General features: G+C 59.1%; 22 protein-coding genes and 2 pseudogenes. 7 read left to right on the top strand and 17 right to left on the bottom strand.

What is annotated here, in order from left to right:
* Positions 1-11: 11 nt before the first annotated feature.
* Positions 12-186 (top strand): annotated as a pseudogene (locus J2X72_RS20455) (FAD-dependent oxidoreductase); the annotation flags it as partial.
* 401 nt (positions 187-587) lie between these two features.
* On the opposite strand, the gene J2X72_RS20460 reads toward J2X72_RS20455, so the two are convergent.
* Positions 588-1,820: an MFS transporter gene (locus tag J2X72_RS20460; RefSeq protein ID WP_310075004.1), complete on the bottom strand. Its 1,233-nt coding sequence runs from the start codon at positions 1,818-1,820 to the stop codon at positions 588-590.
* A 344-nt stretch (positions 1,821-2,164) separates the two neighbouring features.
* On the opposite strand from J2X72_RS20460, the gene J2X72_RS20465 reads away from it, so the two are divergent.
* Entirely contained in the window at positions 2,165-2,482 is a 318-nt protein-coding gene (locus J2X72_RS20465; RefSeq protein ID WP_210005128.1) for a hypothetical protein, read from the top strand.
* 256 nt (positions 2,483-2,738) lie between these two features.
* Here the strand turns inward: J2X72_RS20465 and J2X72_RS20470 are convergent, their stop codons facing one another.
* From J2X72_RS20470 to J2X72_RS20520, 11 genes are all read right to left on the bottom strand, one after another.
* On the bottom strand, positions 2,739-3,743 hold the full coding sequence (locus J2X72_RS20470) for a glycoside hydrolase family 3 protein (RefSeq protein ID WP_210005126.1): 1,005 nt from the start codon (positions 3,741-3,743) through the stop codon (positions 2,739-2,741).
* Between the two features lie 28 nt (positions 3,744-3,771).
* A complete protein-coding gene (locus J2X72_RS20475; RefSeq protein WP_210005125.1) occupies positions 3,772-4,554 on the bottom strand; it encodes a DeoR/GlpR family DNA-binding transcription regulator in 783 nt (260 codons plus the stop codon).
* A complete protein-coding gene (locus J2X72_RS20480) occupies positions 4,551-5,180 on the bottom strand; it encodes an HAD family phosphatase (RefSeq protein ID WP_210005123.1) in 630 nt (209 codons plus the stop codon). Before J2X72_RS20480 ends, J2X72_RS20475 begins: the two co-directional genes overlap by 4 nt.
* A 223-nt stretch (positions 5,181-5,403) precedes the next feature.
* Positions 5,404-7,092: a GMC family oxidoreductase gene (locus tag J2X72_RS20485; protein WP_405044753.1), complete on the bottom strand. Its 1,689-nt coding sequence runs from the start codon at positions 7,090-7,092 to the stop codon at positions 5,404-5,406.
* Positions 7,092-8,594 carry a GMC family oxidoreductase gene (locus tag J2X72_RS20490; protein ID WP_310075011.1) on the bottom strand — a complete coding sequence of 501 codons (1,503 nt, stop codon included), beginning with the start codon at positions 8,592-8,594 and terminating at the stop codon, positions 7,092-7,094. The genes J2X72_RS20485 and J2X72_RS20490 overlap by 1 nt, the downstream gene beginning before the upstream one ends.
* Before the next feature lie 9 nt (positions 8,595-8,603).
* Complete coding sequence (locus J2X72_RS20495) at positions 8,604-9,704, bottom strand: ABC transporter ATP-binding protein (RefSeq protein WP_210005118.1); 1,101 nt, start codon at positions 9,702-9,704, stop codon at positions 8,604-8,606.
* A 3-nt stretch (positions 9,705-9,707) separates the two neighbouring features.
* Positions 9,708-10,586, bottom strand: a complete 879-nt coding sequence (locus tag J2X72_RS20500) for a carbohydrate ABC transporter permease (protein ID WP_310075014.1) — start codon at positions 10,584-10,586, stop codon at positions 9,708-9,710.
* Complete coding sequence (locus J2X72_RS20505) at positions 10,576-11,472, bottom strand: sugar ABC transporter permease (RefSeq protein ID WP_310075016.1); 897 nt, start codon at positions 11,470-11,472, stop codon at positions 10,576-10,578. Before J2X72_RS20505 ends, J2X72_RS20500 begins: the two co-directional genes overlap by 11 nt.
* 93 nt (positions 11,473-11,565) lie before the next feature.
* The gene (locus tag J2X72_RS20510) at positions 11,566-12,819 is read right to left on the bottom strand and encodes an ABC transporter substrate-binding protein (RefSeq protein WP_210005109.1); all 1,254 of its coding nucleotides are present in this window, start codon (positions 12,817-12,819) and stop codon (positions 11,566-11,568) included.
* A gap of 63 nt (positions 12,820-12,882) precedes the next feature.
* Complete coding sequence (hisD, locus tag J2X72_RS20515) at positions 12,883-14,193, bottom strand: histidinol dehydrogenase (RefSeq protein ID WP_310075018.1); 1,311 nt, start codon at positions 14,191-14,193, stop codon at positions 12,883-12,885.
* 91 nt (positions 14,194-14,284) lie between these two features.
* Entirely contained in the window at positions 14,285-16,087 is a 1,803-nt protein-coding gene (locus tag J2X72_RS20520; protein ID WP_310075020.1) for a thiamine pyrophosphate-binding protein, read from the bottom strand.
* A 400-nt stretch (positions 16,088-16,487) separates the two neighbouring features.
* Here J2X72_RS20520 and J2X72_RS20525 point away from each other — a divergent pair, with 400 nt between their 5' ends.
* Positions 16,488-17,177, top strand: coding sequence for a hypothetical protein (locus J2X72_RS20525; protein ID WP_210005099.1), 690 nt, complete (start codon positions 16,488-16,490; stop codon positions 17,175-17,177).
* Positions 17,178-17,202: 25 nt separating this feature from the next.
* On the opposite strand, the gene J2X72_RS20530 is transcribed toward J2X72_RS20525, so the two are convergent.
* Entirely contained in the window at positions 17,203-18,027 is an 825-nt protein-coding gene (locus J2X72_RS20530; RefSeq protein ID WP_210005098.1) for a helix-turn-helix domain-containing protein, read from the bottom strand.
* Between the two features lie 188 nt (positions 18,028-18,215).
* Here J2X72_RS20530 and J2X72_RS20535 point away from each other — a divergent pair, with 188 nt between their 5' ends.
* The 3 genes from J2X72_RS20535 to J2X72_RS20545 all read left to right on the top strand — a co-directional run bounded on the left by J2X72_RS20535 (position 18,216) and on the right by J2X72_RS20545 (position 21,133).
* Positions 18,216-19,172 carry a Gfo/Idh/MocA family oxidoreductase gene (locus J2X72_RS20535; RefSeq protein WP_310075023.1) on the top strand — a complete coding sequence of 319 codons (957 nt, stop codon included), beginning with the start codon at positions 18,216-18,218 and terminating at the stop codon, positions 19,170-19,172.
* A 34-nt stretch (positions 19,173-19,206) separates the two neighbouring features.
* Positions 19,207-20,091 (top strand): sugar phosphate isomerase/epimerase, encoded by an 885-nt coding sequence (locus J2X72_RS20540; RefSeq protein ID WP_210005097.1) that lies wholly within the window; start codon positions 19,207-19,209, stop codon positions 20,089-20,091.
* A gap of 175 nt (positions 20,092-20,266) precedes the next feature.
* Positions 20,267-21,133, top strand: a complete 867-nt coding sequence (locus J2X72_RS20545) for an alpha/beta fold hydrolase (protein ID WP_310075026.1) — start codon at positions 20,267-20,269, stop codon at positions 21,131-21,133.
* A 262-nt stretch (positions 21,134-21,395) separates the two neighbouring features.
* Here the strand turns inward: J2X72_RS20545 and J2X72_RS20550 are convergent.
* From J2X72_RS20550 to J2X72_RS20560, 3 genes and pseudogenes are all read right to left on the bottom strand, one after another.
* Positions 21,396-21,521, bottom strand: a pseudogene (locus J2X72_RS20550) (nitrile hydratase subunit alpha); the annotation flags it as partial.
* Positions 21,522-22,327: 806 nt separating this feature from the next.
* Positions 22,328-23,332: an anion permease gene (locus J2X72_RS20555; RefSeq protein ID WP_310075028.1), complete on the bottom strand. Its 1,005-nt coding sequence runs from the start codon at positions 23,330-23,332 to the stop codon at positions 22,328-22,330.
* Positions 23,332-23,976, bottom strand: a complete 645-nt coding sequence (locus J2X72_RS20560) for a DUF47 domain-containing protein (protein ID WP_210005980.1) — start codon at positions 23,974-23,976, stop codon at positions 23,332-23,334. Before J2X72_RS20560 ends, J2X72_RS20555 begins: the two co-directional genes overlap by 1 nt.
* Before the next feature lie 275 nt (positions 23,977-24,251).
* Here J2X72_RS20560 and J2X72_RS20565 point away from each other — a divergent pair, with 275 nt between their 5' ends.
* The gene (locus J2X72_RS20565) at positions 24,252-24,686 is read left to right on the top strand and encodes an NUDIX hydrolase (RefSeq protein WP_210005852.1); all 435 of its coding nucleotides are present in this window, start codon (positions 24,252-24,254) and stop codon (positions 24,684-24,686) included.
* Positions 24,687-24,857: 171 nt separating this feature from the next.
* Here J2X72_RS20565 and J2X72_RS25090 read toward each other — a convergent pair whose 3' ends face one another.
* A complete protein-coding gene (locus J2X72_RS25090; protein WP_405044749.1) occupies positions 24,858-25,130 on the bottom strand; it encodes an EamA family transporter in 273 nt (90 codons plus the stop codon).
* Positions 25,131-25,291 lie beyond the last annotated feature (161 nt).

The raw sequence follows: 25,291 nt of genomic DNA on the forward strand, positions 1-25,291 counted from the left end.
CGGAGGCATTTATGGATCACGATTTTGCGATCATCGGCGCCGGTGCTGCGGGTATTGCGACAGCATGCCGGCTGGCGGCAGCTCGCCGTTCAGTGATTTTGATCGAGGCCAGTGACCGTCCGGGCGGCCGTGCTCGAACTGGCAGGAATGCCACTGGATATGGGTTGCGGCTGGCTGCATAGCGCAGGCCACTTGTGCGGGCGATCTGGTAGACTTGGCGGATGGAGGTGAGTTTCCTGGTCAGCGGGTTCCTTGGCGTTGTCACGCGCAGGAGCGGGCCGCCTCTGTCCTTGAGCAGCAAGAGCCAAATGGGGTTGAGAAACGAGGAATCCTAGGCCAGCACGAAGACGGGCTCGGCGCCTTCGCGTATCTTCTTGCGATATTGTGCCATGCTGCAAGCCGGCAGGTTTTCCAGTCAACCGCCGTCGGCACGGCGGCCGATTTTCTGGATCGGTTCGGCACAATCGACGGATTCAACCAGCATGATGCGCCCCCGTTGCCATCGATCTGTCTGTAGCGGTTGCCGGTTCCCTTGAATTCACCCCAACCGGCATGACAAATTATCGAGATCACAAACGAGGTTTTGATCAGGCGAAGCTCTTCGCGGGCTGGTTCTCGGCGTGGTGCTGTTTTAGGCGGCGACTGAGATGGAGCGTGCCGGTCGCGATGACGGCGAAGGCCAGCGTGATCAGGCCGAAGCTGACGGTGAGGCTCGAGGTCTGCGCCACGAAGCCCAAAAGCGCGGGACCGAGCAGCAAGCCGCTGTAGCCCATGGTTGTGACGATCGCCATCGCACGGCCCGTCGCGTGCGCGCCGATATGACCGGCAGAGGCAAACACGGCGGGGATCATGTTGGCGACGCCCAAACCGCAGAATGCAAGCACGATGAGCGTCACCGTGACGTTGTTTGCCAAGAGCATGGCCAGGATCGACACGGCGCAGACTATGCCGCCGAATTTCAAAAGGTTCGCATGGCCGATCCGCTTGGTCGCAAAGTCGCCGCACAGGCGGCCGATCGCCATGGCGGCGGCAAAGGTGGCAAAGGCATAGGCCCCCTGGCTTTCGGATGCATGGAGGATGTCCACCATGTAGATCGCCGTCCAGTCCAGCATCCCGCCCTCCGCAAGAAAGGCGAGAAAGCCGATCGCGCCAAACATATAAATGAGCCGCCTTTGCGAGAGACTGAAAGAAGCATTTTGAGCGGCCACCGGTGCAGCGTTTGCGGATGATGCCTGTGTGGCCGCTCCATCGACGATCAACAGCGTCGAGAATGCCGTCAGGAGCACCACGAGACCGCCGCCGCCCAGGCATTCCAACAGTGTGCCGCCATAGGCCACCGCCTTGCCGACGAAAAAAGCGCCGATGATGTTGCCGATGCTGAACATCGCGTGGAAGGAGGACATCAGATGATGTCCCGTCGCGCGCTCGATCGCGGATGCTTCGGTGTTCATCGACACGTCCAGAGTCCCGAAAGCTGCGCCCGCCACGAACACCACGGCGCCGAGGAGCCAGATGTTGCCGATAAAGGGGATGATCGCGACGGCGATGCCGAAAGTGACGCTGGAGACCAGACTGACCCGATGAATGTTTTTCGACCGGTCGAGATATCGCCCGGCGTTGACCATCAGAACGATGGCCCCGAGCGCGAAGCACAGGAGGAGGGTTCCCAGTTCCCCCTTGTCGAGGTCCATTTTGGCCGACAACAGCGGCAGGTTCGATGCCCAGGCGCCGATGCCGATGCCAGCAGCCAGGAAGAAAAGGCTGGATCGCAGTCGCTTCGAACTAAGGATGCCACCGAGGCCGAGACGATTGTCTTTCATGTTCGCGAAAGCCCTTTGTATCGAAATGCACGGATGCCAGGCTGCGTGTGATTGCCGGGCCGAATGTGAGCAGCGCCACGGCCGCCGCCATCTGCGATGAATAGTACGCGGGGTTTTGAACGCAAGATCGCACCTTGCGGAATAGTGAAGCAGACTGACGCACCCAACTGAATAGCCGATGTGAATGTGGTCCGGTTCCGGCAGTTCAACGGACGGTTTTTGCGGCCAGCCCATCTGACTTGGGTAATCCCGGCTGGTTTTCATGAATCAATCCCACAGTAGCGTATTCGTGCATATTGATGCATAAAAACGCATACTCAGACAACCAGCCACAAAAGATTGCCATGACCTCTGTCCGACGCCTTGCCTACAGCACGCTTTTCCCGGTCACGAGGGAGCTGGAACTCTCTGTCGAAATGGTCGCATTCCTCGAAAACGGCGGACAGGCAATCCTCTCCGGCGAAGACGGAACCGAGGATGCGACCGGTATCATCCGTCCCGACCGGATCCGTCGCGAAACGGCTGATGCCTGGCGCGCGGTAACCAACCGTGCCCGCCGGATCGCCGGGCCCGCCGTGCTGGCCCTCGACGCGGATATCTCCGCCGTTCACCGTCTACACCGGCTGACAGCCGCCTTGCCGACTCGGCAACCGCTCCCTTGATGTGATCGTCGTCGAGGCGCTGATCGCAGGTGCTGAACTCCTGCTAGTCTCGCCGGCGGCGGTGCCGCATCTTGACAGGCTGGCACGGGCCATCGAGACGGCGGTCGAGGACGGACGCCTGCCTCTCGCGCGACTGCAGGCCGCGTCGGCTGCCATCGATCGTGTTTCAAGCTAGATATGGCTGCAGGTTCAAGGAATGAAAGGCCCGCCGGATCGCTCCGGCGAGGCCTTTCGAGTTAAAGGCACCCGTTTTTCGTCAGTGTCCAGTGGCGTTTTTCCGAACGCGTGCAGCTGCATCCGCCAGGCGTTCGGCCGACAGCGCGCCGGCCTGCGAGGCCGCAACGAGACCGTCGCTGAGGGCGTCGAGATGCGGACCACCGGCAACAAGCAGGAGATCCGCGCCAGCATTGAGCGAGGCAATCGCCGTTTCCAGCAAGGATTGGCCGCGCAACGTTGCGGGTGAATCGAGGTCGTCGCTGACAATCAAGCCCTTGAAGTCGAACCGCTCTTTCAGAAGTGCAATGATGGTAGCCGATGTACTGGCGGCGTTCCTCGCGTCAATCGCGGCAACCGGTGCCGGTCCGGTCATGACCGCCTTCGTGCCGGCCGCAATCGCCGCCGTGAAGGGCAGCGCGTTCGCCAGGATATGGTCGCGGGTTGTCTGCAAGGAGACATCGACCAGCGCCGGGTCGCCATCGAGATTGTTGAAGCCCGGAAAGTGCTTCGTGACCGCCGTGATCCCTGCCCTCTGGACGCCTTTGATATAGCCGGAGACCAGCCGCGCCACCGTTTCCGCGTCCGGACCCATTGTCCGGCCCTGCAGCCAAGAATTCCGGCCATCGATCACGTCCGCGATCGGCGCGAGGAACATCGAGACGCCCAGTTTGCGGGCCGCATCAGCCGTGGCGAAGCAGTGGTCGGCAAGCGCGTCATCCGAAAGCCGGGTGGCATCCTCCAATTCCGGGAGATTGGGAGCGAGGCCCTGCAGGCGTTGGATACCGCCCATTTCCTGGTCGACGGCGACAATCAGGTCCGGGCAGCTTGCCTTCAACTTTTCGATGACCGCCTGGAAGACAGCGGGCGTTTCAGCGGCCAACCGCTCCTGCGACATGGCCCGCGCCACATATTCGTCTCGCGTTTCCCCGATCAGGACGGAGCAGCCACCCTTTTCCAGGAACGGCTCCATCACATCTCCAAAATCGAGGCCGTCGAATGCGGGCAAGAGGATAGCCCTGGCGTCCTGGTCCAGCGAATAGGTCATCATCATCTCCTAGAGACAAAAATCTTTGTCAGCTCAGCTCGACATCGACGCCAAGTTCCTCAATGCGCTTCAAGATGGCGTTGTCGTGATTGCTGGTGAACAGCGTCGACACCACGGAAACCGGCGCGACTTCATAGGTCGCGATCTGGCCGAGCTTTTCGGCTGTGGCCAGCAACAAGGTCTTGTTGGAGGCCTTGATCATCGTCGCCTTCAGATAGGCGTCGTCAAAATCATCGGCGCGAACCATCAGGTTGTTGTCGACGCCACAGGTTCCGAGGATGCAGTAATCAGCTTTCAGGGCACGAATAGCCTCGATGGCGCCGGCGCCGGTCGCATTGCGGGTCAGCCGCCCAAGCCGCCCGCCGATCATGATGACCTCGGCAAGCGGATGATCGAGCGCTGCGGCCGCCACATCTACGGCCGTCGTGATGATGCGCACGGACAGCGTCGGCGGCAGGCTGCGCAGGAAATGGATGACGGTGGTGCTGGAATCGACCAGCAACGTCGCTCCCTCGGGGATCGCTGCGGCGGCGGCCCGGCCGATCAGCTGCTTTTCACCGGCACCGACGGTTTCCCGGCGATGGAAGTCGAGGGCCGGCGTCACGAGGCGCGACGCACCGCCGTGGAAGCGTTGAACCAGCCCGGCCTCGGAAAGGTCGCGCAAGTCGCGGCGGATCGAATCCTCCGAAACCCCGAATTCCTGCGCCAGCGTCGCAGCAACCACGCGGCCGGTCGCGTTGACCTTCTCGACGATGATGGACTGCCGCTCCTCGGGCGAGAGGGACGCGAACTCCTGTTTCTCGGTCGTCATGCCTCCACCTCTTCACTCTGCGACAGAAGGCCCATGGCGGCCAACCGCTGCTCCAACGCCTCGGCCGTCCGGAAAAGCTCCGTCTGGAACCCGAGCGATGCCGCAGCCGCGATGTTTGCGGGATTGTCGTCGATGAACAGGCAGTCCTCGGCCGGAGCCCCTGCCCGTTCCAGGAACAGCTTGAAAATAGCAATCCCCGGCTTCACGAGCTTCTCCCGGCCGGAGACGACCAGAATGTCGAAGGAATCAAGAAAAGGAAAGCGCTCCAGCGCCCGCGGAAAGGTTTCGGCCGACCAGTTGGAAATCGCATGCACCGGGACGCCGGCTGTTTTCAATCGCTCCAGGATCTTGGCCGTGCCGGGTATTTCTCCGCCCAGCATCTCATGCCACCGGTGCCAGTAGGCCTCAATCAGATTGGCTCTTTCCGGATGATGTCCGGCGAGATCGGCGATGCCGTCCGCAAAAGGCACTCCGGCGTCGAACTGTTCGTTCCACGCACCCGTGCAGATCTCTTTCAGGAACTGCGAAACACTCGCCTCATCCGGCAGCAACTTTCGATAGAGATAAGCAGGATCCCAGTCGATCAGAACCCCACCGATATCAAAGACGACCACGCGCGCGCTCATTCCAGCCTCATCTTGCTTGCTATAAATTTCTTATGCACGAATGCGCCCAATCGTGCAACTAAAACCGCATATTCATGCAATATTTATGAGACGCGGCAGAATTACACACAACTGAGGCTAAACGCGCCATCGTTGACCATGGCTCGGCTCCTTTTGGCGATTTGATTTTGGACAGTTGCAACCATCCACGACAGCTTGGCCTCGCCCACGCCAGGGCAATGCTTTACCTCCCGCCCGTTGCGGGAGGTACATAATTCCGCCGGTCTTGCACCCGGAGGAATTCGGCCGCGCGTTCGCCGATCATGATGCAGACGGAGTTCGGATTGCCGGAGATCAATGTCGGCATGACCGACGCGTCGGCGATACGCAGCCCGTCGACGCCCCTCACCCGCAGCTGTGGATCGACGACGGCCATGTCGTCCTGGCCCATTCGGCATGTCCCGGACGGATGCAGGGCAGCATGCGCCGTCCGCTGGCAAAACGTCCTGATATCCGCGCGCGAATTGAGATTTGGCGCTGGCGCGTGTCTTGTTTCGACAAAGGACACGATGGCAGGCTGCGCCATGATGTCGAGCGCGGCCATCGTGCCTTCGGTGATCGCATCCAGATCGTGCGGATCGGAGAAATAGCGCGGCGCGACGCGTGGATTGGCAAGGGGATCGGCGCTGGCAAGCGTGACTTCGCCGCGGGAACGCGGCCGGATCTGTCCAAGGTTGACCGTGCAGCCATTGCCTCCGGGAACCGCATCCACGCCCTCTTCGATACCGGCGCCGACCACCATAAAATATTGGATATCTGGCACCTTCTCGTCTTTGTTGCCCCACCAGAAGGCGCCGCCTTCGATCAGGTTGGATGACGCCGGGCCGTTGCGGAACAGAGCATAATTCAGGCCCGCAGCCGCCTTCCAGTGCAACTTCTTGTACTTGTCGTAGCTGTGGGGACCATTGAGTTGATAGACCAGAGAAATCTCGGTGTGGTCCTGAAGGTTCTGCCCGACGCCGGGCATGTCGGCATGGACGGTCAGGCCCTGCCGCCTGATCTGCTCCGCGGGGCCGAGCCCCGACAGCATCATCACCTTCGGGGTCGCTATCGCACCGGCGGACAGGACGACTTCCTGCTGTGCCCGATAGACGATCTTGCGCGTGCTCTTGGCGCATTCGACGCCGACCGCGCGTCCCTTCTCGATGATGACGCGCGTCACCGTGCAGCCGGTTTCGATGCGCAGGTTGCTGCGCTTGCTCGCCCCGCTGAGATAGGCAACGGCTGCCGAGCTGCGGCGACCGTCACGGGCGGTGATCTGGTACAGGCCGCAGCCCGTCGGATCGCCGGAATTGAAGTCCGGATTATAGGGAAGACCCGCCTGCTGGCAGGCCTGAAGCCAGGCTCGTGTCAGGGGATGGATATAGTCGACGTCGGAAACGCCGAGCGGGCCACCGACACCGTGGACATCGTTGCTGAACCGGTTGTTGTCCTCGGCACGTTTGAAATAGGGCAGCACGTCGGCATAGCCCCAGCCATCGGCGCCCATCGCTGCCCACTGCTCGTAGTCCGACGGGACCCCCCGGATGTAGATCATCGCGTTGACCGAGCTGCCGCCACCGAGAACCCGCGCCTGCACCATGGTCGGTGTTTCCGTACGCTCTTGCTCCGCCATCGGCTCCCAGGGAATGCGCTTCAGCAGCGGTCCCTGGGCGGTCTTGTAGTAGGCGCCGGGGATGTGAATGTACGGGCTGCGATCGCGCGGCCCCTCCTCCAGCAGCAGCACGCTGACAGCTGAATCTTCCGAAAGCCGGGACGCCACCACGCAGCCGGTGGAGCCGCCGCCGATAACGATATAGTCGAACGTATTCAGTTCAGCCGATTGAGCGGGACGAATGCCAAGGCGTGCCGATCCGAGGTTGCGAAAGGTCATCATGCTTGCCTCGCGATGGAGGCGCCGGCCTTGATTGCAAGCGCTGAAACAGTCAATGCCGGATTGACGGCCGCCGAGGTCGGCAGGACCGACGCGTCGGTGATGTAGAGATTCTCAACATCGTGGCTGCGGCAATCGAGATCGACCACGGAGGTCTTTGGATCACTGTCCATGCGTGCCGTGCCACACTGATGCGACGTCGTCTTGCGGCCGAACGTATGCGTCAGCACGATGGGGAACCCAGCTTTGCGCATGACGGCGCGGGTCTTGGCGATCAGGGCTTTGTGTGCACGCATATTCGATCTGATCCAGTGCATGACAATGCGATCATCGCGCACCGTGACCCGGCTCTGCGGGTTCGGCAGGTCCTCGCTCGTCAGGAACCAGCCGTAGGCATGCCGCGCAATCAGGCTGGTGAGCCAGCCCGGTGCCGGCACCGGAAAATTCGCCTTCAGGATATTGCCGGTGATATGCCCGAGCAGCTGGACGTTCCCGAGTGGAAAACCGTGCTCGTTGTTTTCGTTGTAGAAATCGTTGAAGGCAATGGTCTTCTGATAGACGCTGCTGTTGCGCCTGAATGGATCGATGGCGAGCATCGCCGTCGTATTGTGGTTCATGAAGTTGCGGCCCAGCTGGTCGGAACTGTTGCCCAGACCGGTGGGATGCGCCGTGCTGGTCGAGCGCAGAAGCAGTGCCGCCGACTGCACGGCGCCGGCGGCGACAGCGAAGCGGCCAGCTGAAATGCGCTGCTCGACGCCATCCTTGATGTAGACCGCGGCGACGACCCGTCGGCCGCTTTCGTTAATGTCCAGCCGCGTGACGCGGGCACCCGTCACCATGCGGACATTCGGATAGTCGAGAGCGCTCTTCAAAGGCCCAACTTCCGCATCGATCTTGCCCTCGCCCGTGTTGGGAAATGCGTCCCAGCCGGTGGGAGCACGACCAAGCCAGGTATCGAGATCAATCGCCAGCGGAAGCGAGGACGGGTGAATGCCGACCTTTTCCAGCCGCTTGCGCACGGCGGCGATCGCCGGTTCGTCCGGGACGGGGGAGTAAGCATAAGGCTTGGCATGCGCCGGCTCGGTCGGGTCCTGCTGCGTCGAGCCGCGAACCCGGAAAATCGCTTCCGCCCGGTCATACCAGGGCGAAAGTTCGTCATAGGACATCGGCCATCCCGGCGAGGCACCGTCCATATGCGGCCGGGCTGAAAAATCCTCGCGTCGGTAGCGGTACATCACCGCTCCAAAAAACTTGGAATTGCCGCCGACATAATAGTAGTTGCCGGGCAGGAAACTCTCTCCATCGGTTCCCAGCCATTCCTCCGACGAGCGGTAAAAGCCCTTCTGGAAGATAGCGACATCGTCGCGGGCCTCCGGTGTATCCGTCAGGTGCTCGCCCCGTTCCAGGATGACAATGTGCAGCCCCGATGGCGCCAGGCTGTGCGCGAGCGACGCGCCGCCGACGCCCGAACCGATAATTACAATGTCCGCTGTCTCGGCCATGGTGTCACCTCAATCGATCCGGGTTTCAGTATCGGCATCGAAGATGACGACCTTGGACGTGTCGACCGACAGGATTGCCTCAGATCCGGCACTCGCCTGCTTGGGCGGCAGCCGCGCCGTTACCTCGACACCGCCACAGTTGAAGACAACCAGCGTATCGGGGCCGGTCGGCTCGACGACATCGATGTCGACGGCGAGCGCCGATCCCTGATGGCCGGTGGCAATGGAGAAGTTCTCGGGGCGGATGCCGACGAGCATCTTCTTGCCCGCAAATTTCCGGGCAGCGTCCAGGGATACCGGAATGCCAGAAATGCGTGCCGGCTGGCGGTGGGCGATACCGACAACAGCGCTAACGGTCGAGCCCTGGACTTCGAGCACACCAGGGATGATGTTCATCGACGGTGATCCGACGAACTTGGCGACATAGACATTCGCCGGACGGTCATACACCGCCTGCGGTTCGTCCAGCTGCTGCACCACGCCGTCCTTCATGACGGCCACGCGGGTCGCCAGCGTCATCGCCTCGATCTGGTCATGCGTGACATAGACGATCGTCGTTCGGAGCCGGGCGTGCAGGCGCTTGATTTCCGTGCGCATGTCGACGCGCAGCTTGGCGTCGAGATTGGAGAGCGGTTCGTCGAACAGGAACAGTTTCGGCTGGCGCACGATCGCCCGGCCCATGGCCACGCGCTGGCGCTGGCCGCCCGAGAGCTGCGCCGGCTTGCGATCGAGCAGATGCGACATCTGCAGCAGGTCGGCCGCCGTCTTCACCGCCTTGTCCCGATCGGCCGGTGTGACGCCACGGATCTTCATCCCGAACTCGATGTTCTGGCGCACCGTCATCGTCGGATAGAGCGCGTAGGATTGAAACACCATGGCGATGTCGCGATCCTTCGGCGAGAGGTTGTTGACCACCTTGCCAGCGATGCGGATCTCGCCGCCAGTGATCGTATCGAGACCCGCGATCATGTTGAGAAGCGTGGACTTGCCACAGCCGGATGGACCCAGCAGGACCAGAAAGTCGCCGGCACCGATGGAGATCGAAACCTCCTTCAGGACCTCGTGGATGCCGTAGGATTTACGGACGCGATCGATTTCGAGTGTAGACATGTCTTAGCCTTTCACAGCACCAGCAGTCAGCCCACGCACGAAGTAGCGGCCGGCAACGACATAAACGATGAGGGTGGGGAGAGCGGCGATCATGGCTGCCGCCATGTCGACGTTGTACTGCTTGCGTCCCATGGAGACGTTGACGATATTGTTCAGTGCCACCGTGATCGGCGCGTTTTCGCCGGCAGTGAAGGAGGCGCCGAACAGGAAGTCGTTCCATATCTGGGTGAACTGCCAGATGCAGGACACAACGATGATCGGCAGCGCCGTCGGCAAGATGATCGACACGAATATCCGAACAAATCCCGCGCCGTCGATCTGTGCCGCCTTGACTAGCTCGTCAGGGATGCTGATGAAATAGTTGCGGAAGAACAGCGTGGTAAAGGCGATCCCGTAGACAGTATGGACGAGAACCAGGCCGGGAATTGTGCCCGCCAGGCCGAGCATTCCAAGTGTTTGCGCCATCGGCAGGATGACCGCCTGAAATGGCAGGAAGCAGCCGAACAGCAGTAGCCCGAAAATCACGTTGGAACCGGGAAACCGCCATTTGGTAATCACGTAGCCGTTGATCGCGCCGATGCCGGTCGACAACAGGACTGCCGGGATCGTCATCAGCAACGAATTGATGAAATAGGGTTTCAGGCCCCGGCAGGCCGTTCCGTTGCAGGCCTCGGACCAGGCGGTCTGCCAAGCCTCGAAGGTGATCTGCTTCGGCAAGCCGATGAAGGATCCGGCGTAGATTTCATCGAGGTGCTTTACCGACGTGGTGATCATCACCCATAGCGGCATCAGATAGAACGCGGCCATGAACAGCAGGCCGCCATAGATGATCGCACGACCCAACAGCTGTTGCCGTTGATGAGACAGGGCTTTAGTGGCCATCGCCGGTCTCCCTCAATTCAGAGTACAGGTAAGGGACGATGATGGCCGCGACCGTCATCAGCATCATCATCGCGCTTGCAGCCCCTACCCCCATCTGGTCACGCCGGAACGTGGCGGAATACATGAAGGTCGACGGCATTTCGGTTGCGGAGCCAGGACCGGTGTTTGTCAGGGCGAGAATGAGATCGAAGCTCTTGATGGCAATGTAGCTGAGCAGAACAATCACGCTCAGAAATGCGGGGCGCAGCATCGGAATGACAATCTGTCTGTAGATTAGGGGCAGACTTGCCCCTTCGATCTGGGCGGCCTTGATCACCGAATTGTCGATACCGCGCAGGCCGGCGAGAAAGAGCGCCATGGCAAAGCCGGTGGATTGCCATACGGCCGCGATCACAACGCAATAGATTGCGAAGCTTGGGCGCGCGATCCAGTCGAAGACGAAGCTGGTCCAACCGAGGTCATGGACCACTTTTTGAACGCCAAGAGCCGGGTTGAGTATCCATTTCCAGGCCGTGCCGGTGACGATGAAGGAGAGCGCCATCGGGTACAGGAAGATCGCCCGCAACGCCCCTTCACTACGTATCTTCTGGTCAAGCAGAATGGCCATCAGCAGGCCGAGCGCGGTCGTGATGCCCAGGAACAGCACCGAGAAAATGACGAGGTTGAAAACCGCCGTGTGCCAACGCGGCGTCGACCACAGCCGGACATACTGGCTCAGACCGACAAAGTCGTATTTCGGCACGATCGTCGAGGATGACAGCGAGATCCAGCCCGTCCAGCAGATGAACAGGTAGACCGCGACTAACACCATGAGAAGGCTAGGAGCCAGGACAAGCCGCGGCAGCCATTTTGCAATACGATCCGAAAGTGAAATGGATCCAGTCATTTAACTCGCCTCTTGGCCAATTTGCTTCGGTTGAGGAGGAAAGCGGTGCTGCCGGGCACACCCGAGACGGTCCCCGGCAACGACACGCTTGGCTCAACGTGCGTTGTTGATGCCGTCAACCAGTGCCTGGACCGCGTCTTCAGCACTCATGTCGGTGACGAAGAACTTGCCGACGACATCCTGGAACACGCCGGAAAACCGCGGCTCGACGGCAAAGCCATCCGTCAGCGATCCGTAGATCGCGTTGTTCTTGATGGCTTCGACGCGATCCGAGAAGCTGCGCTTGGCGCAATCGTCGAAGGCATCCATGGAGACATCGAGGCGTGCCGGGATCGAGCCCTTGATCAGGTTGAAGTTCTTCTGCACGTCCGGATCCATGATCGCTTCGGCGACCGCATCCTGGCCCTTGACGATATCGGTATTGTTGATCGTGAATCCACCGAACGTATCGAAGACGAACTTGTAGTTCGGAGTGGCTGTCGGGGTCGGGAAGCAGAGGAAATCGACGCCGGGCTTCATGCCCTTGGCGAGGAATTCGCCCTTTGCCCAATCGCCCATCACCTGCATCGCGGCTTGGCCGTTGGCAACCATGTTGGTGGCGGCGGACCAGTCACGACCGGTAAATCCGGCGTCGTGCATTCCCCGCAGCTTGCCGAGTGTCTCGAAGGTCTTGATCATCTCGGGGCTGGACAGCGCGGTCTCGTCGAGATCGATGGCAGCCTTCTTGTAGAAATCGGGACCGTTCACGTCGATCAGGATCGACTCGAACAGTTCCTCAATCTGCCAGCTTTCATCGCTCATCGCGATCGGGGTGACCCCGATGGCTTTCAGCTTCTCGCCGCTGGCGATCAGTTCATCCCAGCTGGCGGGGATCGAAATCCCGGCCTTGTCGAAGATCGCCTTGTTTGCCCATACCCAGTTTTGGCGGTGCATGTTGATCGGCGTCGAGAAGAAATTGGCGTCCTGCTCGAGGAATTGCAGCATGACGGGCGGCAGGTCCGCCTTCCAGCCGTTCTTGGTGTACAGGTCGTTCAGGGAGCGCAGCGCGCCCTCCTTTGCCCAGCCCAAGCCCTCAAAGCCCAGAAACTGCATGACGGCAGGAGGATTGCCTGCAGCAACGCGCGTACGCAGTGCCTGCTGGGCGTTTGCGCCATTGGCGCCGCCCACCGCGCTGTCCTGCCACTCGAACCCCATCGTCGCGAGTTTGTCGGTGATAACCTTCAAAGCCTTCACTTCGCTTGCCGAAGTCCAGACGTGAAGCCCTTCGATCTTCGTTTCGGCCACAGCCTGTCCCACCAATGGCAGTGCCGTCGCGGTGGCCATCAAAATCAACTTGAACTTGTTCATTGCTTGTCCTCTCTGGTGACGTCTAGTGCCCGGTCGCGTTTCGCTGTTATCGGGCGGTGGCAATCAGCTTGCGTCTGCCGGCATGGCGTAGCCGACGTTTTTTCTCCCGTAGCGGCGGACGCGAATGTTTGCCTGCTCGGCATGTCCGGCGAAGCCCTCCATGAGGCAGAGCCGGGAACTGTAAGCGCCGATCAAAGCCGACGCTTCGTCAGTCATGATGCGTTGGTAGGTGCAGGTCTTCAGGAATTTCCCGACCCAGAGCCCGCCGGTGTAGCGGGCGGCCTTGTTGGTCGGCAGCGTGTGGTTGGTGCCGATGACCTTATCCCCGAAGGCGACATTGGTGCGGGCGCCAAGGAAGAGCGCGCCGTAATTCCGCATGTTGGTGAGGAAGTAATCCGGATCCCGGGTCATGACCTGGACATGCTCGGAGGCGACGCGGTCGGCTTCGCATACCATCTCGTCGACCGTGTCGCAGAGGATGATCTCGCCGAAATCCTCCCATGCCTTGCCGGCAATTTCGGCCGTCGGCAGGATGGTCAGTAGCCGCTTGATCTCGTTGAGCGTGTCGCGCGCCAGCCTTTCCGAATTGGTGATCAGGACGGCCGGCGAATTGATCCCATGCTCGGCCTGCCCCAGAAGATCGGTGGCGACGATTTCGCCGTCGACACTGTCATCGGCAATTACCAGCGTCTCCGTCGGTCCGGCGAACAGATCGATGCCGACCTTGCCGAACAGCAGACGCTTGGCTTCCGCCACATAGGCATTGCCCGGCCCCGCAAGCATATCCACCGCATCGATAGTCTCCGTCCCGTAGGCCATTGCGGCGATCGCCTGGACGCCGCCGAGGCAATAAATTTCGTCGGCACCGGCCAGCGCCTGAGCGGCGACAATCTTCTGGGAGATCTGCCCCTTGAATGGCGGTGCGCAGGTAATGATGCGCTCGCAGCCAGCAACCCGTGCCGTCAGCACGGTCATGTGTGCCGACGCCAGCAACGGATATTTGCCGCCTGGGACATAGCAGCCGACATTCTGGATTGGGACATTGCGATGACCGAGCACGATGCCCGGCAAGGTCTCGATCTCCAGATCCTTCAGGCTGGCCTTCTGGGCCTCCGCAAACTTGCGCACCTGATCTTGGGCGAAGTCGAGGTCTTCCCGTTCGAGTTTGGTGAGCGCATTGATCGAATCGTCAATTTCGCTCTTCGTCAGGCGATAGGAGTCGCGGTCAAGCTTGTCGAACTGGACGGAAAGCTCGCGGACGGCCCTGTCGCCGCCGCTTTCCACCTTGGCGAGGAGCACCTCGACGGCCTTGGTGACCGATCCGTCATTGCTGTCAGCAGATGCAGCCTGGGCTGTTTTGATGTGCCGTATCATGGGTATGACTCTTCGCTTGCGGAAGCGACGCGCTCCGCACTCCAAGGGGATAGAAAGGATGAGCTAGGAGCCGGCTGAAACCGGCTCTCAGTTAGAGATGCTGCTCAAGCACACGCATCTCGGCATAGGCGGCCTGTTCTTTTTCGTAATAGGCCGGCGACGGGAAGTCCCACCAACCGGTGGCAAACGGACCCGCCGCGTCGCGCGAGACCATAACCTCGACCAAGGCCGGACCACCGCACTCGAGCGCGGCCTTCAGGTTGCTTTCCAAATCTTCGTCCCTCTCGACCTTCCAGGCCTGCAGGCCGAAGGCGCGGGCGGATGCCGCGATATCCGCCGAATAGGGTGCGCCATTGCCGGCATGATGGCTGAACTCGGAGGCGATATGACGCCCCATGAACTTGCGCTGGCCGCCGCGGATCGACATGTAGCCCTGATTGTTCAAGACCAGGAAGACAACATTAATGCCGTTCATCACGGCCGTGCCCATTTCAGGCAGTGACATCATGAAATCACCATCGCCGACGATCGCAACGACCTGGCGATCAGGTTTTGCCAGCTTGGCGCCCATGGCCGCCGGTACCGCCCAGCCCATCGGCGAATAGGAGCCCGAGGTCAGATGCGTGCGCGGCTCATAGATCGGGAAGCTCTGCTTGACGGACCCTTGCGTGTTGCCCGAACCAACGACGACGATGCCGTCGCGATCGAGAACCTTGCGCAGTGCGATGAGTGGCCGCTGCGAGGTGAAGGGCGTTTCGCGGCTGTTCTCGCGCGGCTCGACCTGGGCGCGCCAATCGGCTTTCACTTTCTGGACATCGGCAAGGAAGGTTTCGCGTCGTGCGAGCATCTTCTTGGAGTCGGCATCGGAGAGAAGCGACAGGATCGCTTCGAGCGTGGCCTTGGCATCGGCGACGATGCCGACCTCAGTTTCGTAGTTCTTGCCGATTTCACGCGGGTCGAGATCGATATGGATCAGCTTGGCGGACGGAATGGAGAAGGACACGCCCTTGGCGTAGGACGAAGCCGACCAGTCGGTGAAGCGGCAGCCGACGGAGACGACGACATCGGCTGACGCGGTGATCTTGTTGCCGCAGGTCGTACCGGTCTGGCCGACCGCGCCGATAAACAGCTCGTGATCCTCTGAGATCGCTCCCTTGCCGTTCCAGGTGATGGAAACGGCGGCGCCGAGCTTTTCCGCCAGGCTAGTCAATGCCGCCGATGCGCCAGCCGTGATCGCGCCACCACCGGCGACGATCACCGGGCGTTCGGCAGCAAGAAGGACCTTCAGCGCTGCTTCGATGGCCGTGGGGTCCGGATAGGCGACGCCAACCGGCAGACGCTTGCCGAGCGGATGGATGGTGACATCCGCCGCCTCGACCTGAACATCCATCGGGACTTCGACATGAACCGGACCCGGTCGGCCCGTCAGCATTTCGCTGAAAGCACGGTGCATGATGCTTGGGAGGGTCTGCACCGAATTGGCCTGCCAGGCACGCTTGGTCACCTGCTCGGTGATGCGCGGGAAGGCATTGTCCTGCTGGCGCTCCAGCTCCTGCATGGTGCCGTGGCCGTGCATGTAGGTTTGGGGCGAGCCGGAGACGTAAAAAAGCGAGGTCGAATCCGTATAGGCGGTGGCAAGACCGATGATCGTGTTGGCAGCACCCGGGCCGACCGAGGTCGAGCAAGCCATCGGCTTGCCGCAAGCGCGGTAGTAGCCATCAGCCATGTGGATGGCGCTCTGCTCGTGCATTACCTGGATGAAGGGGATCTCGGATCCCTCTTGCAGGAAGGCGTCGAACAGTGACCAGATGCCATGACCAGGCACGCCGGCGACATATTCAACGCCATAATCCTTGAGCGCTTTCGCAACGACTTGGCCACCTGTCAGTTTCATTTGATCGACCCTCTAAGCTTGTTATGATTGCGGTGGATGCAGATCACTTGCCTGCTCCCTACGGTGATGATGTCATTCTTCGGCGGATCGCCATGCGCATCAAGTTCGCAGGTGCGCAATCACTGAAGCAACATGACGCATGTTTCGGATCACATCGCATCATCTGCGGGTGCCAACCGCCGAAATCGGCCGACCTTATGAATCGATGGCAATGATTATGAGCGATGCCAAATGGACGTCGGCTCATTAAATGGGACCTGGCTCGGACCTCCAGCCTTCGCAGTCTGAATGTTGCACTGCGTCACTTTGCGAATAAATAAATTCGCGCGCGCACTGTCTTGCTTCTATGCCTTGTGGCTTTCTGCGATCGGATACAATTGCAGGCTACAGGAGTGCCGACGTGCAGAATCTGACGAGAGATCTGGCCTTTGCGGATGATTTCATTTCCGCCAAACTGGTTGAAAATGTTGTCGACTATGACGTCGAGGACGCCGTCGTGGTCAACATCAGCCCGTCGATCATGGTGACGGGAGCCGAGCATCCGGCGATTGTCCCTGCATGGAAATCCACATGGCTGAAAGGCGGACGCATCCGTTCCGCCGAGCGTGCCGCAATCATCAAGGTCGTCAACCCGACCAATCTCGGCGGCTGCATGTTCCGCGGGTGGGACTGGCTTGGCAACCGCATTCGCAGCTTTCCCCGCGATACGCCGCTCTATATCTCGGCGCGAGATGAAATCGGCACCGTCAGGCTTGATCCCAGGGTTTTCACCAACGAGCGGGTACACCCGGAAGCGCCGCAGAGCTTCACGCTGAAGCTGAACCTCTGGTGGTCGCCAGGCGATACGGATTGCTTCATCCACAACGAGCACCCTTTCCTTGAAACGCATACGCAGATTCACGGCTCGGGTCGGATGCAGAAGTTCAAGCAGCGCGACCCGGCAACGCTCTACGAAGACGTCGTCATGCCGATCGGCTATTCGCACGATCCCTTCTGCCGCGTCACGGGCGAGAACCAGTGGACCTATCCCTGGCACCGCTATTACGCCGACAGCGACAGTGTCTGGCTTGCCGTCGAACTGCACCCTTGACTTGGACTGCGGTGGCGGCTGAGCCTCAGCTCATCTGGATCATATCGGAGCCGTCGCCAAGATACTGAAGCGCCTCGCGCGGGATCGCGGGGTCGTTGCGGTCCATCACGGTCAGATCCTTCAGATGGTCGCGGCGCAGCAGGCCCGGCCCCCGGTAATGCAGGACGACCTTGGTCGAATAGGGCTGGCGAAACACAGTGGCGGCGATGCCGCTGGAGATACCGAACATGAATTTCTTCGAATTGCGCTTCACCTGGGCATAGACGCCGAAGGTCAGTTCGTTGGACTGGATGCCCTCGAAATCTGCCGTAAACAGGCGGTCGGCGACCGGAAAGCAGAAGCCGTAATATTTGAAGACATATTCCGTTTTCCTCGGATCATCGAAGCTCGGGAACCTTTCAACGTAATAGTGCTGAAGGAACTCCTTGTTCTGATAGATGCAAAGCGCCGAGCGAAGCACGAACCCCTTGTAGATCGACGAAAACTGATAGCGGTCATAGACACCGACGATGTCATTGTGGTCGGAATTGTTTTCGACGATCATGTTGGACACGAAACGCGAGAATTCCGGCAGTTGCCGCGCCGTTGCCATCGCATGGAAGAAATTGCCGTCGACAAGGGTTCGAAACTCGTCGGGATCGGCAAACAGGATAGGTACGCTCAGGCCGAAATAGTTGGCGATGATCCGCAGGTTCGTTGCCGACGGGACATGCGCGCCGGAGAGATATTTGTTGAACTGCTGCCGGTTGACGTTGATCTTGCGGCAGACGGCCGCGACCGAACCATGCCGCTCGCAGAGTATTCTTAGGTTCATCGCCAGAGATGCGCCGTCCCGTCCCAGATGTTCCATGCGTTCCCCACGACTGAAGTTTTAAAAATGAATCAATATAACTGAAGCAATGTGAAGCTGACACTACTTCACTTTGCAAAGGACTTCAATCGTCTGCGAAATTGTGCCGCTACCTAGAACCGGTCAATCTGCCGGTATCGAGTGGAGAGGATCGCGCGGTGAATTTCAGGGGAGCAATGGGATGGTTGATGATGGGGACAGGCTCCATTGCGGCCGAGCACATGGTTGCGGCGATCCGCTCCGTCGGTCACGCGCCGCTCTGGGTGGTCAGCCGCAACAGGGAATATGCCCGGTTCTTCTCCGAGGATCTGGATATCCCGAAAACATCCGTCGAGGCGCGACAGGCGCTGCGCGATCCGCTCGTAAACTTCGTCTACATCAGCGCTCTTCGCGAGCGGCGAAAACACTACATCTCGACCGCTGCCAAGGCGGGTAAACATATCCTCTGCGACGGGCCGATCGCCACAAGCAGCCGCGTTGCCGGCACCTTGGCCGCGCAATGCAAAGATGCGGGTGTCGCCCTTGTCGTGAACCAGCCGGCCCGCGCCTCGACCATCCACCAGACCATGCGCCGACTGCTTGCCGAAGGTGAGATCGGCACGCTCCAGTCCCTGTTGATCATTCGCGGCGCCCCATTTCGGCCCTCGCCCACTCGCCGAACCGAACAGACGACGGAACGCGGCGACCTTCATCTCGACCTGACCGCCGAGGACATCGACCTTGCCCGGTTTCTGACCGGCCAGGAGCCGCTCGGGGTTTCTACCCTGCGGCTCGACGTGACGGATGCGGATGTCGATCAGGTTTCTTATGCCATCGGCATGTCCGCAGGCGCCCTGTTCCAGGCCTATGAAAGCTTTGCCATCGCCGAGATCGAAAGCGTCGTCATGCTGGCCGGCGATCACGGCGCACTGACTGCTCATGGAACATTGAACGGCAAGGGATCCGGCACGTTGATCCGGCGCCTGAACGGCCGCAACGAATTGATCCCGGTGCGCGAGAGGGACCAGCATTTCGCAACGGTCGAAGGCTTCCTCGCCACGCTTCAACGACAAGCCAAATGGATGTGCCGGGGAGACGACAGCGTCATCGCGCTTCGCACTGTGGAAGCCATTGTGTCCGCATCCCGCAAACGCCGAACCGTCTGACACGCGTCCCACGAAATCGAAAGAGACCCGAACCATGGCAAGCACATCCAACCAGATGATCTTCCATTCGATGGCGTCCAGATGGAACACGCTATCGATCGATATCGATATTGCCAGGAGCCTCGGTTTCGACGGTCTCGAGACCTCCGGCACGAAAATCGCCGCCTTTCTCGATGCCGGCTTTACCCACCAGGATTTGAAGGCGCGGCTCGGCGACCTCTTCCTGCCAGGGATCGGCTTCCTGATTGACGTGGAACGGCAGGGCGAACAGCGCGACGACATGTTGCGGGAAGCCGAGAGGCTTTGCCAATTGGCTGTTGCAGCCGGCGCAAAGGGCATCGAAGCGATCACCGGGCCGCTTGACCTCCGGGTGTTTGAAGCCGGATCAGCCGCGCGCCATCCCATGCTTTACCGGGGTCTTATCGATTTATCCCGTGATAAACAGACGACGCTGACTGCCGACAACCTGCGAGCCGTCGCCGATATCGCCGCCAGTTACGGGCTCATCGTTTACCTCGAAGCCCTCTCCTGGACGCCGCTGAACACGATGGACGACCAGTTGCGCGTCATCGGGCTCTGCAAGCGCGATAATGTGAAACTCGTCATCGACTTCTGGCATTCCTACACATCCGGCGACACGCCAGAACGGATTTCCCACCTGGATCGCGACCTGATCTACGGCGTCCATCTCTGCGATTCCCTGCCCTTCACCGGCGGCATCCCGAACGAAGCCATCCTGCGCGATGTCCCGACCGGCTCCGGTGCCCTTGATCTGCAAAGCTGGGTGGATGCGGTGAAGGCGACCGGATTTACCGGTTGGTGGAGTTGCGAACTCTTCTGCAATCGCCAGCATCAGGACAACAGCTACTGCGTGGCCAAGGACCTGAAATCCCTGATGGAGCGGCTTATTCTGAGTTGAAGCCTAGGACGATGCCTCGGTTCGCGTCAATTTTCTTATTACTACGAAAACGGCCCTCCCCACCGTCGCATATTGACTATTGGCTCGCTGACCATATCGCAACGGGGATTTCGTGTCCCAAGACACACGCATAATTCAAGCGCAGAAGAGGAAGAATTCGATGCATTGCTCGTCCATGACCGCACCAGGCGCGTCCGCACTTTCTAGCAATCGCGGTTTCCACGGGGAAAGCAGGGTCCGGATCGGGAACGGGCAACGATCTCTTGTCGGTGTTCTCAATTTGCCGGCTGGTTTTAAAAACCCTCCAGTTGTCCTCTTGCTGCATGGCTTCACCGGCCAGAAAGATGAATTTCCGATTGCAGCAATCGATGCTGGGCTTTTTGCGCATACTGCAAAGCGCTTGGCCCAGGATGGCATCGGTAGTCTTCGCATTGATTTCCACGGCTCGGGAGAAAGCAATGATTGTTGGGAGGAAACAACACTAACCGGGCAGATACGAGACGCTGCCGTAGCGTTTGACTACTTACGGGCCTTGGCGTCAGTGAACGGTAGCAAGGTTGGCATACTTGGCTACAGTCAAGGCGGTCTCATCGGCGCGCATCTAGCCGCGATGCGCCCAGAATCCTCGGTCGTTGTCCTTTGGTCGCCTATCACGGACCCATTACCCACATACGGTATAATCATGGGACGCGAGACAGTCGAAAATGCCCTTTTAGAATCCGACGATCGTGTTGTTGGTGCCAAATTGTGCTGGGGCGGCGAGACAAAGCTAAAATGCGCCTTTTTCAAAGAACTGCCGCGCTTAAGCCCAATCCCGGCGATTGGCAAGTATACTGGCCCCCTCAGGGTGATCGTTGGCTTGCGGGAAACGATCGTCACCCCTCAGCCTGCCGCAGGCCAAAGCCTCCTCGACTGTCACAACGGAATACATGACTTGGTCGAGATCGACTCGGATCATGACTGGAACGCGAGCACCACTATCAAAACCATCGACGATTTGTTGATTCCTAAAACAGTCGACTGGTTTAAATCTCATTTCTAAGCGGTGAGCATCATTGTCGCGCGGATCACGTCGCGCCTTGCTCATCGCCAACGAAGTACAGGGACAAAAGCAGGAGTATGCCGACAAAGACGGCCCACGGCAGCAGTTCCTGCGGGGAGATTGGCAACGGGCATGGTGCGGAGTGGACGACGATGTGGGTCATCGGAAGATTCCTTTGTGAGACATGAAAACTCCTGACATCAGACCAGATGCGAAGCACGCCGTTTATCGAAACCGTCCGATGGCGCGCATTGCCCCCGTTCGGCTTCAGCTTGTACCAGTCGGGCGGCAGCCCAAGGACCGGCCGCGGATAGCAGGAGCAGAGCGTACAGACGATGAGGTTGTGGACCTTCGGCGTGTTCTCCAGCACGACAAACTCGGTGGAGTCGTCCGTTTCCGGATGGAGCGGTGATCGCTCGGCTAGCCTACGTCTATAAGTCGTCTGTTGAGAACGATGCCGTGTTCCCAGCGCCGCAATCCTTCGTGGCCGGCGACCCGACAAACGTGCAGATCAGCGTGAAGACTCGAAAAGGTTTGGCGATAGCGGCGGCTGGGGTTACGGGCAATTCGAAAAGGGAATTGCAAACCAAAGCGAACCACTTCTGAAGTCCGGTTTGGCGTGCCACACGAAACTGGATCGCTCGAAGGGCTTCGGGTTCAGCCACTAAGCGGCGCCCTTGTGAGGCTTCTCCCGGAATACACGAATACGCAACTGACAATTTACCCCGTCTATCCCACCCGGAAATTCTGGATGCCCAAAGTGCCGCACTCGAGGCGGCCATCACGGCATCTTCGAAATGCATGAGGGCCAAATCATACGCAGAATGATCCTATACGAACAGATCTTGATGATGATCCGGACGATCGGCGGAGTGAACCTACTGCGTCTACCTAGCCGTGCCCTGCGTCAATGAGTTCATTGCAAAGCGCAAAGGTTGGACCTACATGCGATTCAGTCAACGCGGTACCTCCCTCCCCATTTTCCGCGTTGGCTGTTCCCCCTCTGGAGGTTTTATTAGCCTTCACAATTAGGCCGGGCTTTTTGGTCCGGCTCTTTTTGTCTGTCCCGGCACCGCTCCTATCCAAAGCCCCTCGACCTAGTTTCGATATCGATGGTCAGCAAAAATTCGTGTAAATTATTGTCTGTTCTTCTATTCCCTTGCGCCATCTCGCGGCTATAATATCGCTTAAAGTTTACAGACCGAGCCCGGCAACAACATAAAACAGCGCTGCAATAAATGCCGCTGCCGGCATGGTGATCAGCCAGGCCATGACGATATTTCCCGCCAGTCCCCAGCGTACCGCCGAGACGCGCCGCGCCGCGCCAACACCGATAATCGCCCCGGTGATGGTGTGGGTCGTCGAGACCGGAATACCGAGCCATGTCGCTGCGAAAAGCGTAATTGCACCCCCGGTTTCGGCACAGAAACCCTGCATCGGATTGAGCCTGGTGATTTTGGATCCCATGGTATGCACGATGCACCAGCCTCCGAAAAGTGTGCCAAGCGCCATCGCCGATTGACACGCAACGACGACCCAGAATGGCACACTGAATTCTGTCCCGAGATATCCCTGCGAGAACAACAGCACCGCGATGATGCCCATGGTCTTCTGCGCGTCATTGCCGCCATGACCGAGGGAATACAGCGAGGCGGAAATAAATTGCAGGCCGCGAAATGAGCGGTCGACGGCAAAAGGAGTTTGCCGGACAAAAATCCAGGAAACACACAGGATAAGCAAAAGCGCGAGGAAGAACCCGATCATCGGCGACATGAAGATGGCAGCGACTGTTTTCAGCAGCCCGGTCCAGACGATCGCATCAAAACCCGTCCTCACCAGTCCCGCACCGACAAGACCACCAACGAGCGCGTGCGACGAACTCGATGGCATGCCGAATAACCAGGTCACGATGTTCCAGACAATCGCTCCCATCAGCGCGGCAAAGATCAGTCGGGGCGTAACGATTGTGGGATCGATAATCCCGGTCCCCAATGTCTCGGCAACGTGCAAACCGAAGAACAGGAAGGCGATAAAATTGAAGAAGGCAGCCCACAGCACGGCATATTGCGGGCGGAGCACCCGCGTGGAGACGATAGTCGCGATCGAATTGGCCGCATCGTGCAGGCCATTGAGAAAATCAAAGATTAAGGCAATCGCGATCAGACTCACCAGCAGGGAAAAGCTGAGCGCTGAATCCATCAAACGTTCTCTATCACGATGCCGCTGATTTCGTCTGCAACGTCCTCAAAGCGGTCGACCACCTTTTCGAGTTCACCGTAAATCTCGCTGCCGATAAAGTAAGCCATGGGATCGGATTTGCCATAGAGTTTGAAGAGGTCCTTCAGCCCCTCATCGTGCAGATCATCAGCTCGACCTTCGACGCGCACGACTTCTTCCGAAATGGCACTCAGACGGGCCGAATGCGATCCCACGCGATTGAGAAGTGGAATTGCTTCTGCGATCAATCTGGCGGCTTCTACGATGAGCAGGCCCATTTCTCGCATGCGAGCATCAAAGCTCGTTTGCTCGAAAAGCTGGATGGTCTTGACTGTCCTGTGCATCGTGTCGATGGCATCGTCCATCGACTGAATCAGATCCTTGATGTCTCCGCGGTCGAATGGCGTAATGAAGCTGCGTCGCACGGCAAGCAACACTTGGCGCGTGATCTCATCGGCTTCATTTTCAAGTTCGATGATGCGATTACAATGATCGTCAAGCTCGCCCTCGCCCGCCAGGAGATTTTTCAGAGATTCCGCTGCCTCGACGACGACGCGCGAATGCTGTGCAAAAAGATCAAAGAAGCGGTCCTCGCGAGGCAACAAAGCGCGAAACCATTTCAGCATGACGTGCACATTCTCATTAGCGCGCTTCCAATCAGCTGGCGACTTAGCTCGTCATACCTGGATCAACCTGCCACTTCAACTGGGCCGACTGTCTGAGTTTAACAAGGACTACGGATCCGTAACGGCATCTCTGGAACTAAAAGTGCCGAAAAATGATTAGACGGATAAAGAGAATCTGACGATAGTTAACCTTTCGCCGGGTGTTACCAACCAAGGAAAGAGATGTCGTCGAAACGAGAACAGCGTAGTGTCCAAGGCCCGGAGAAGAGGGGCCCATGCCGCAGGTCGCCGCCCTACCCTATCGCATCGGGGATGGCGGACAGGTCGAGATTCTCCTCGTTACGACCCGGCGCACCAAACGCTATATTTTCCCTAAGGGATGGCGAATGAAAGGGCGCAGCGACGCCGAGGCGGCCGCACAGGAGGCCCAGGAAGAAGCTGGCGTTCTCGGCACGATCTCAAAGCATCCTATCGGGCAATACTTCTACTGGAAAGAGCTCTCCAGAATGTCGATTCAAATTCGGGTTTCCGTTTATACCCTGGCGGTTGTCGAGCAATTGTGGCAATGGCCTGAACAGGACGAACGCACGAGAATATGGGTGCATCCTGACCGGGCAGCAGTCATGATCAGCGATCGGGCTCTCATTCCATTCATCAAAGAGGTGCAACGGTTTTCACAAGTATTGGTGAACTCAAATGAAATCGCTTAGATACTCGTTATCGCCTCAGCGCACCAAAGGAGTCTCATATCGACGATCTTCTGCCCTTCAACTTCGCCAAAACCGCCACTGCCTGATCAGACCAGATGCCGTTTTCAATTCAGGGGCGATCAGTCGAAATCGCAGGCGTGAACGTGCGGGGATATGCAGCATCGGTGAGGGTCAATGGACCAAGCACGCTGCTCCAATGGCTATGGCGAAACATGAAGCCATCCGGCCTACCGTCAGGGTCTCCTTTAAAAAGAACTTTCCCAGTAGGGCCGCAAAGAGGACACTGGTTTCCCGCAAAGCGGAGACTACACCCATAGCATCATACTGCATGGCCCCTATTACGATTCCGTAGCCAAACAAGGAAACGACTCCCCCGGTCATGGCCACAACGGTTTGGCCCCTGGCGTAAGTTGGGGCCTTCGACGTAACATAAAAGAAAAACATGCTCGCCGTATACGAAACACTGTTGCCGAGAGCCGCACGTCGATCCCATCAACGACAGTATACGCTCCGATTAGAACGCCAGTTGTTAGAGCTGCAGGCAGAAAATCTTTGCGCACGGACAGCGCGACAAGCTACACCACCATGCTGCGGATGTTCGTTTG

It is taken from the genome of Phyllobacterium sp. 1468, assembly GCF_031455525.1.
Classification (GTDB): domain Bacteria; phylum Pseudomonadota; class Alphaproteobacteria; order Rhizobiales; family Rhizobiaceae; genus Phyllobacterium.

Bases quoted from the DNA above. Each gene is read 5' to 3' on its own strand.
- J2X72_RS20460 (WP_310075004.1), bottom strand. From the start codon at position 1,820: ATGAAAGACAATCGTCTCGGCCTCGGTGGCATCCTTAGTTCGAAGCGA.
- J2X72_RS20465 (WP_210005128.1), top strand. From the start codon at position 2,165: ATGACCTCTGTCCGACGCCTTGCCTACAGCACGCTTTTCCCGGTCACG.
- J2X72_RS20470 (WP_210005126.1), bottom strand. From the start codon at position 3,743: ATGACCTATTCGCTGGACCAGGACGCCAGGGCTATCCTCTTGCCCGCA.
- J2X72_RS20475 (WP_210005125.1), bottom strand. From the start codon at position 4,554: ATGACGACCGAGAAACAGGAGTTCGCGTCCCTCTCGCCCGAGGAGCGG.
- J2X72_RS20480 (WP_210005123.1), bottom strand. From the start codon at position 5,180: ATGAGCGCGCGCGTGGTCGTCTTTGATATCGGTGGGGTTCTGATCGAC.
- J2X72_RS20485 (WP_405044753.1), bottom strand. From the start codon at position 7,092: ATGACCTTTCGCAACCTCGGATCGGCACGCCTTGGCATTCGTCCCGCT.
- J2X72_RS20490 (WP_310075011.1), bottom strand. From the start codon at position 8,594: ATGGCCGAGACAGCGGACATTGTAATTATCGGTTCGGGCGTCGGCGGC.
- J2X72_RS20495 (WP_210005118.1), bottom strand. From the start codon at position 9,704: ATGTCTACACTCGAAATCGATCGCGTCCGTAAATCCTACGGCATCCAC.
- J2X72_RS20500 (WP_310075014.1), bottom strand. From the start codon at position 10,586: ATGGCCACTAAAGCCCTGTCTCATCAACGGCAACAGCTGTTGGGTCGT.
- J2X72_RS20505 (WP_310075016.1), bottom strand. From the start codon at position 11,472: ATGACTGGATCCATTTCACTTTCGGATCGTATTGCAAAATGGCTGCCG.
- J2X72_RS20510 (WP_210005109.1), bottom strand. From the start codon at position 12,819: ATGAACAAGTTCAAGTTGATTTTGATGGCCACCGCGACGGCACTGCCA.
- hisD (WP_310075018.1), bottom strand. From the start codon at position 14,193: ATGATACGGCACATCAAAACAGCCCAGGCTGCATCTGCTGACAGCAAT.
- J2X72_RS20520 (WP_310075020.1), bottom strand. From the start codon at position 16,087: ATGAAACTGACAGGTGGCCAAGTCGTTGCGAAAGCGCTCAAGGATTAT.
- J2X72_RS20530 (WP_210005098.1), bottom strand. From the start codon at position 18,027: ATGGAACATCTGGGACGGGACGGCGCATCTCTGGCGATGAACCTAAGA.
- J2X72_RS20535 (WP_310075023.1), top strand. From the start codon at position 18,216: ATGATGGGGACAGGCTCCATTGCGGCCGAGCACATGGTTGCGGCGATC.
- J2X72_RS20540 (WP_210005097.1), top strand. From the start codon at position 19,207: ATGGCAAGCACATCCAACCAGATGATCTTCCATTCGATGGCGTCCAGA.
- J2X72_RS20545 (WP_310075026.1), top strand. From the start codon at position 20,267: ATGACCGCACCAGGCGCGTCCGCACTTTCTAGCAATCGCGGTTTCCAC.
- J2X72_RS20555 (WP_310075028.1), bottom strand. From the start codon at position 23,332: ATGGATTCAGCGCTCAGCTTTTCCCTGCTGGTGAGTCTGATCGCGATT.
- J2X72_RS20560 (WP_210005980.1), bottom strand. From the start codon at position 23,976: ATGCTGAAATGGTTTCGCGCTTTGTTGCCTCGCGAGGACCGCTTCTTT.
- J2X72_RS20565 (WP_210005852.1), top strand. From the start codon at position 24,252: ATGCCGCAGGTCGCCGCCCTACCCTATCGCATCGGGGATGGCGGACAG.
- J2X72_RS25090 (WP_405044749.1), bottom strand. From the start codon at position 25,130: ATGTTTTTCTTTTATGTTACGTCGAAGGCCCCAACTTACGCCAGGGGC.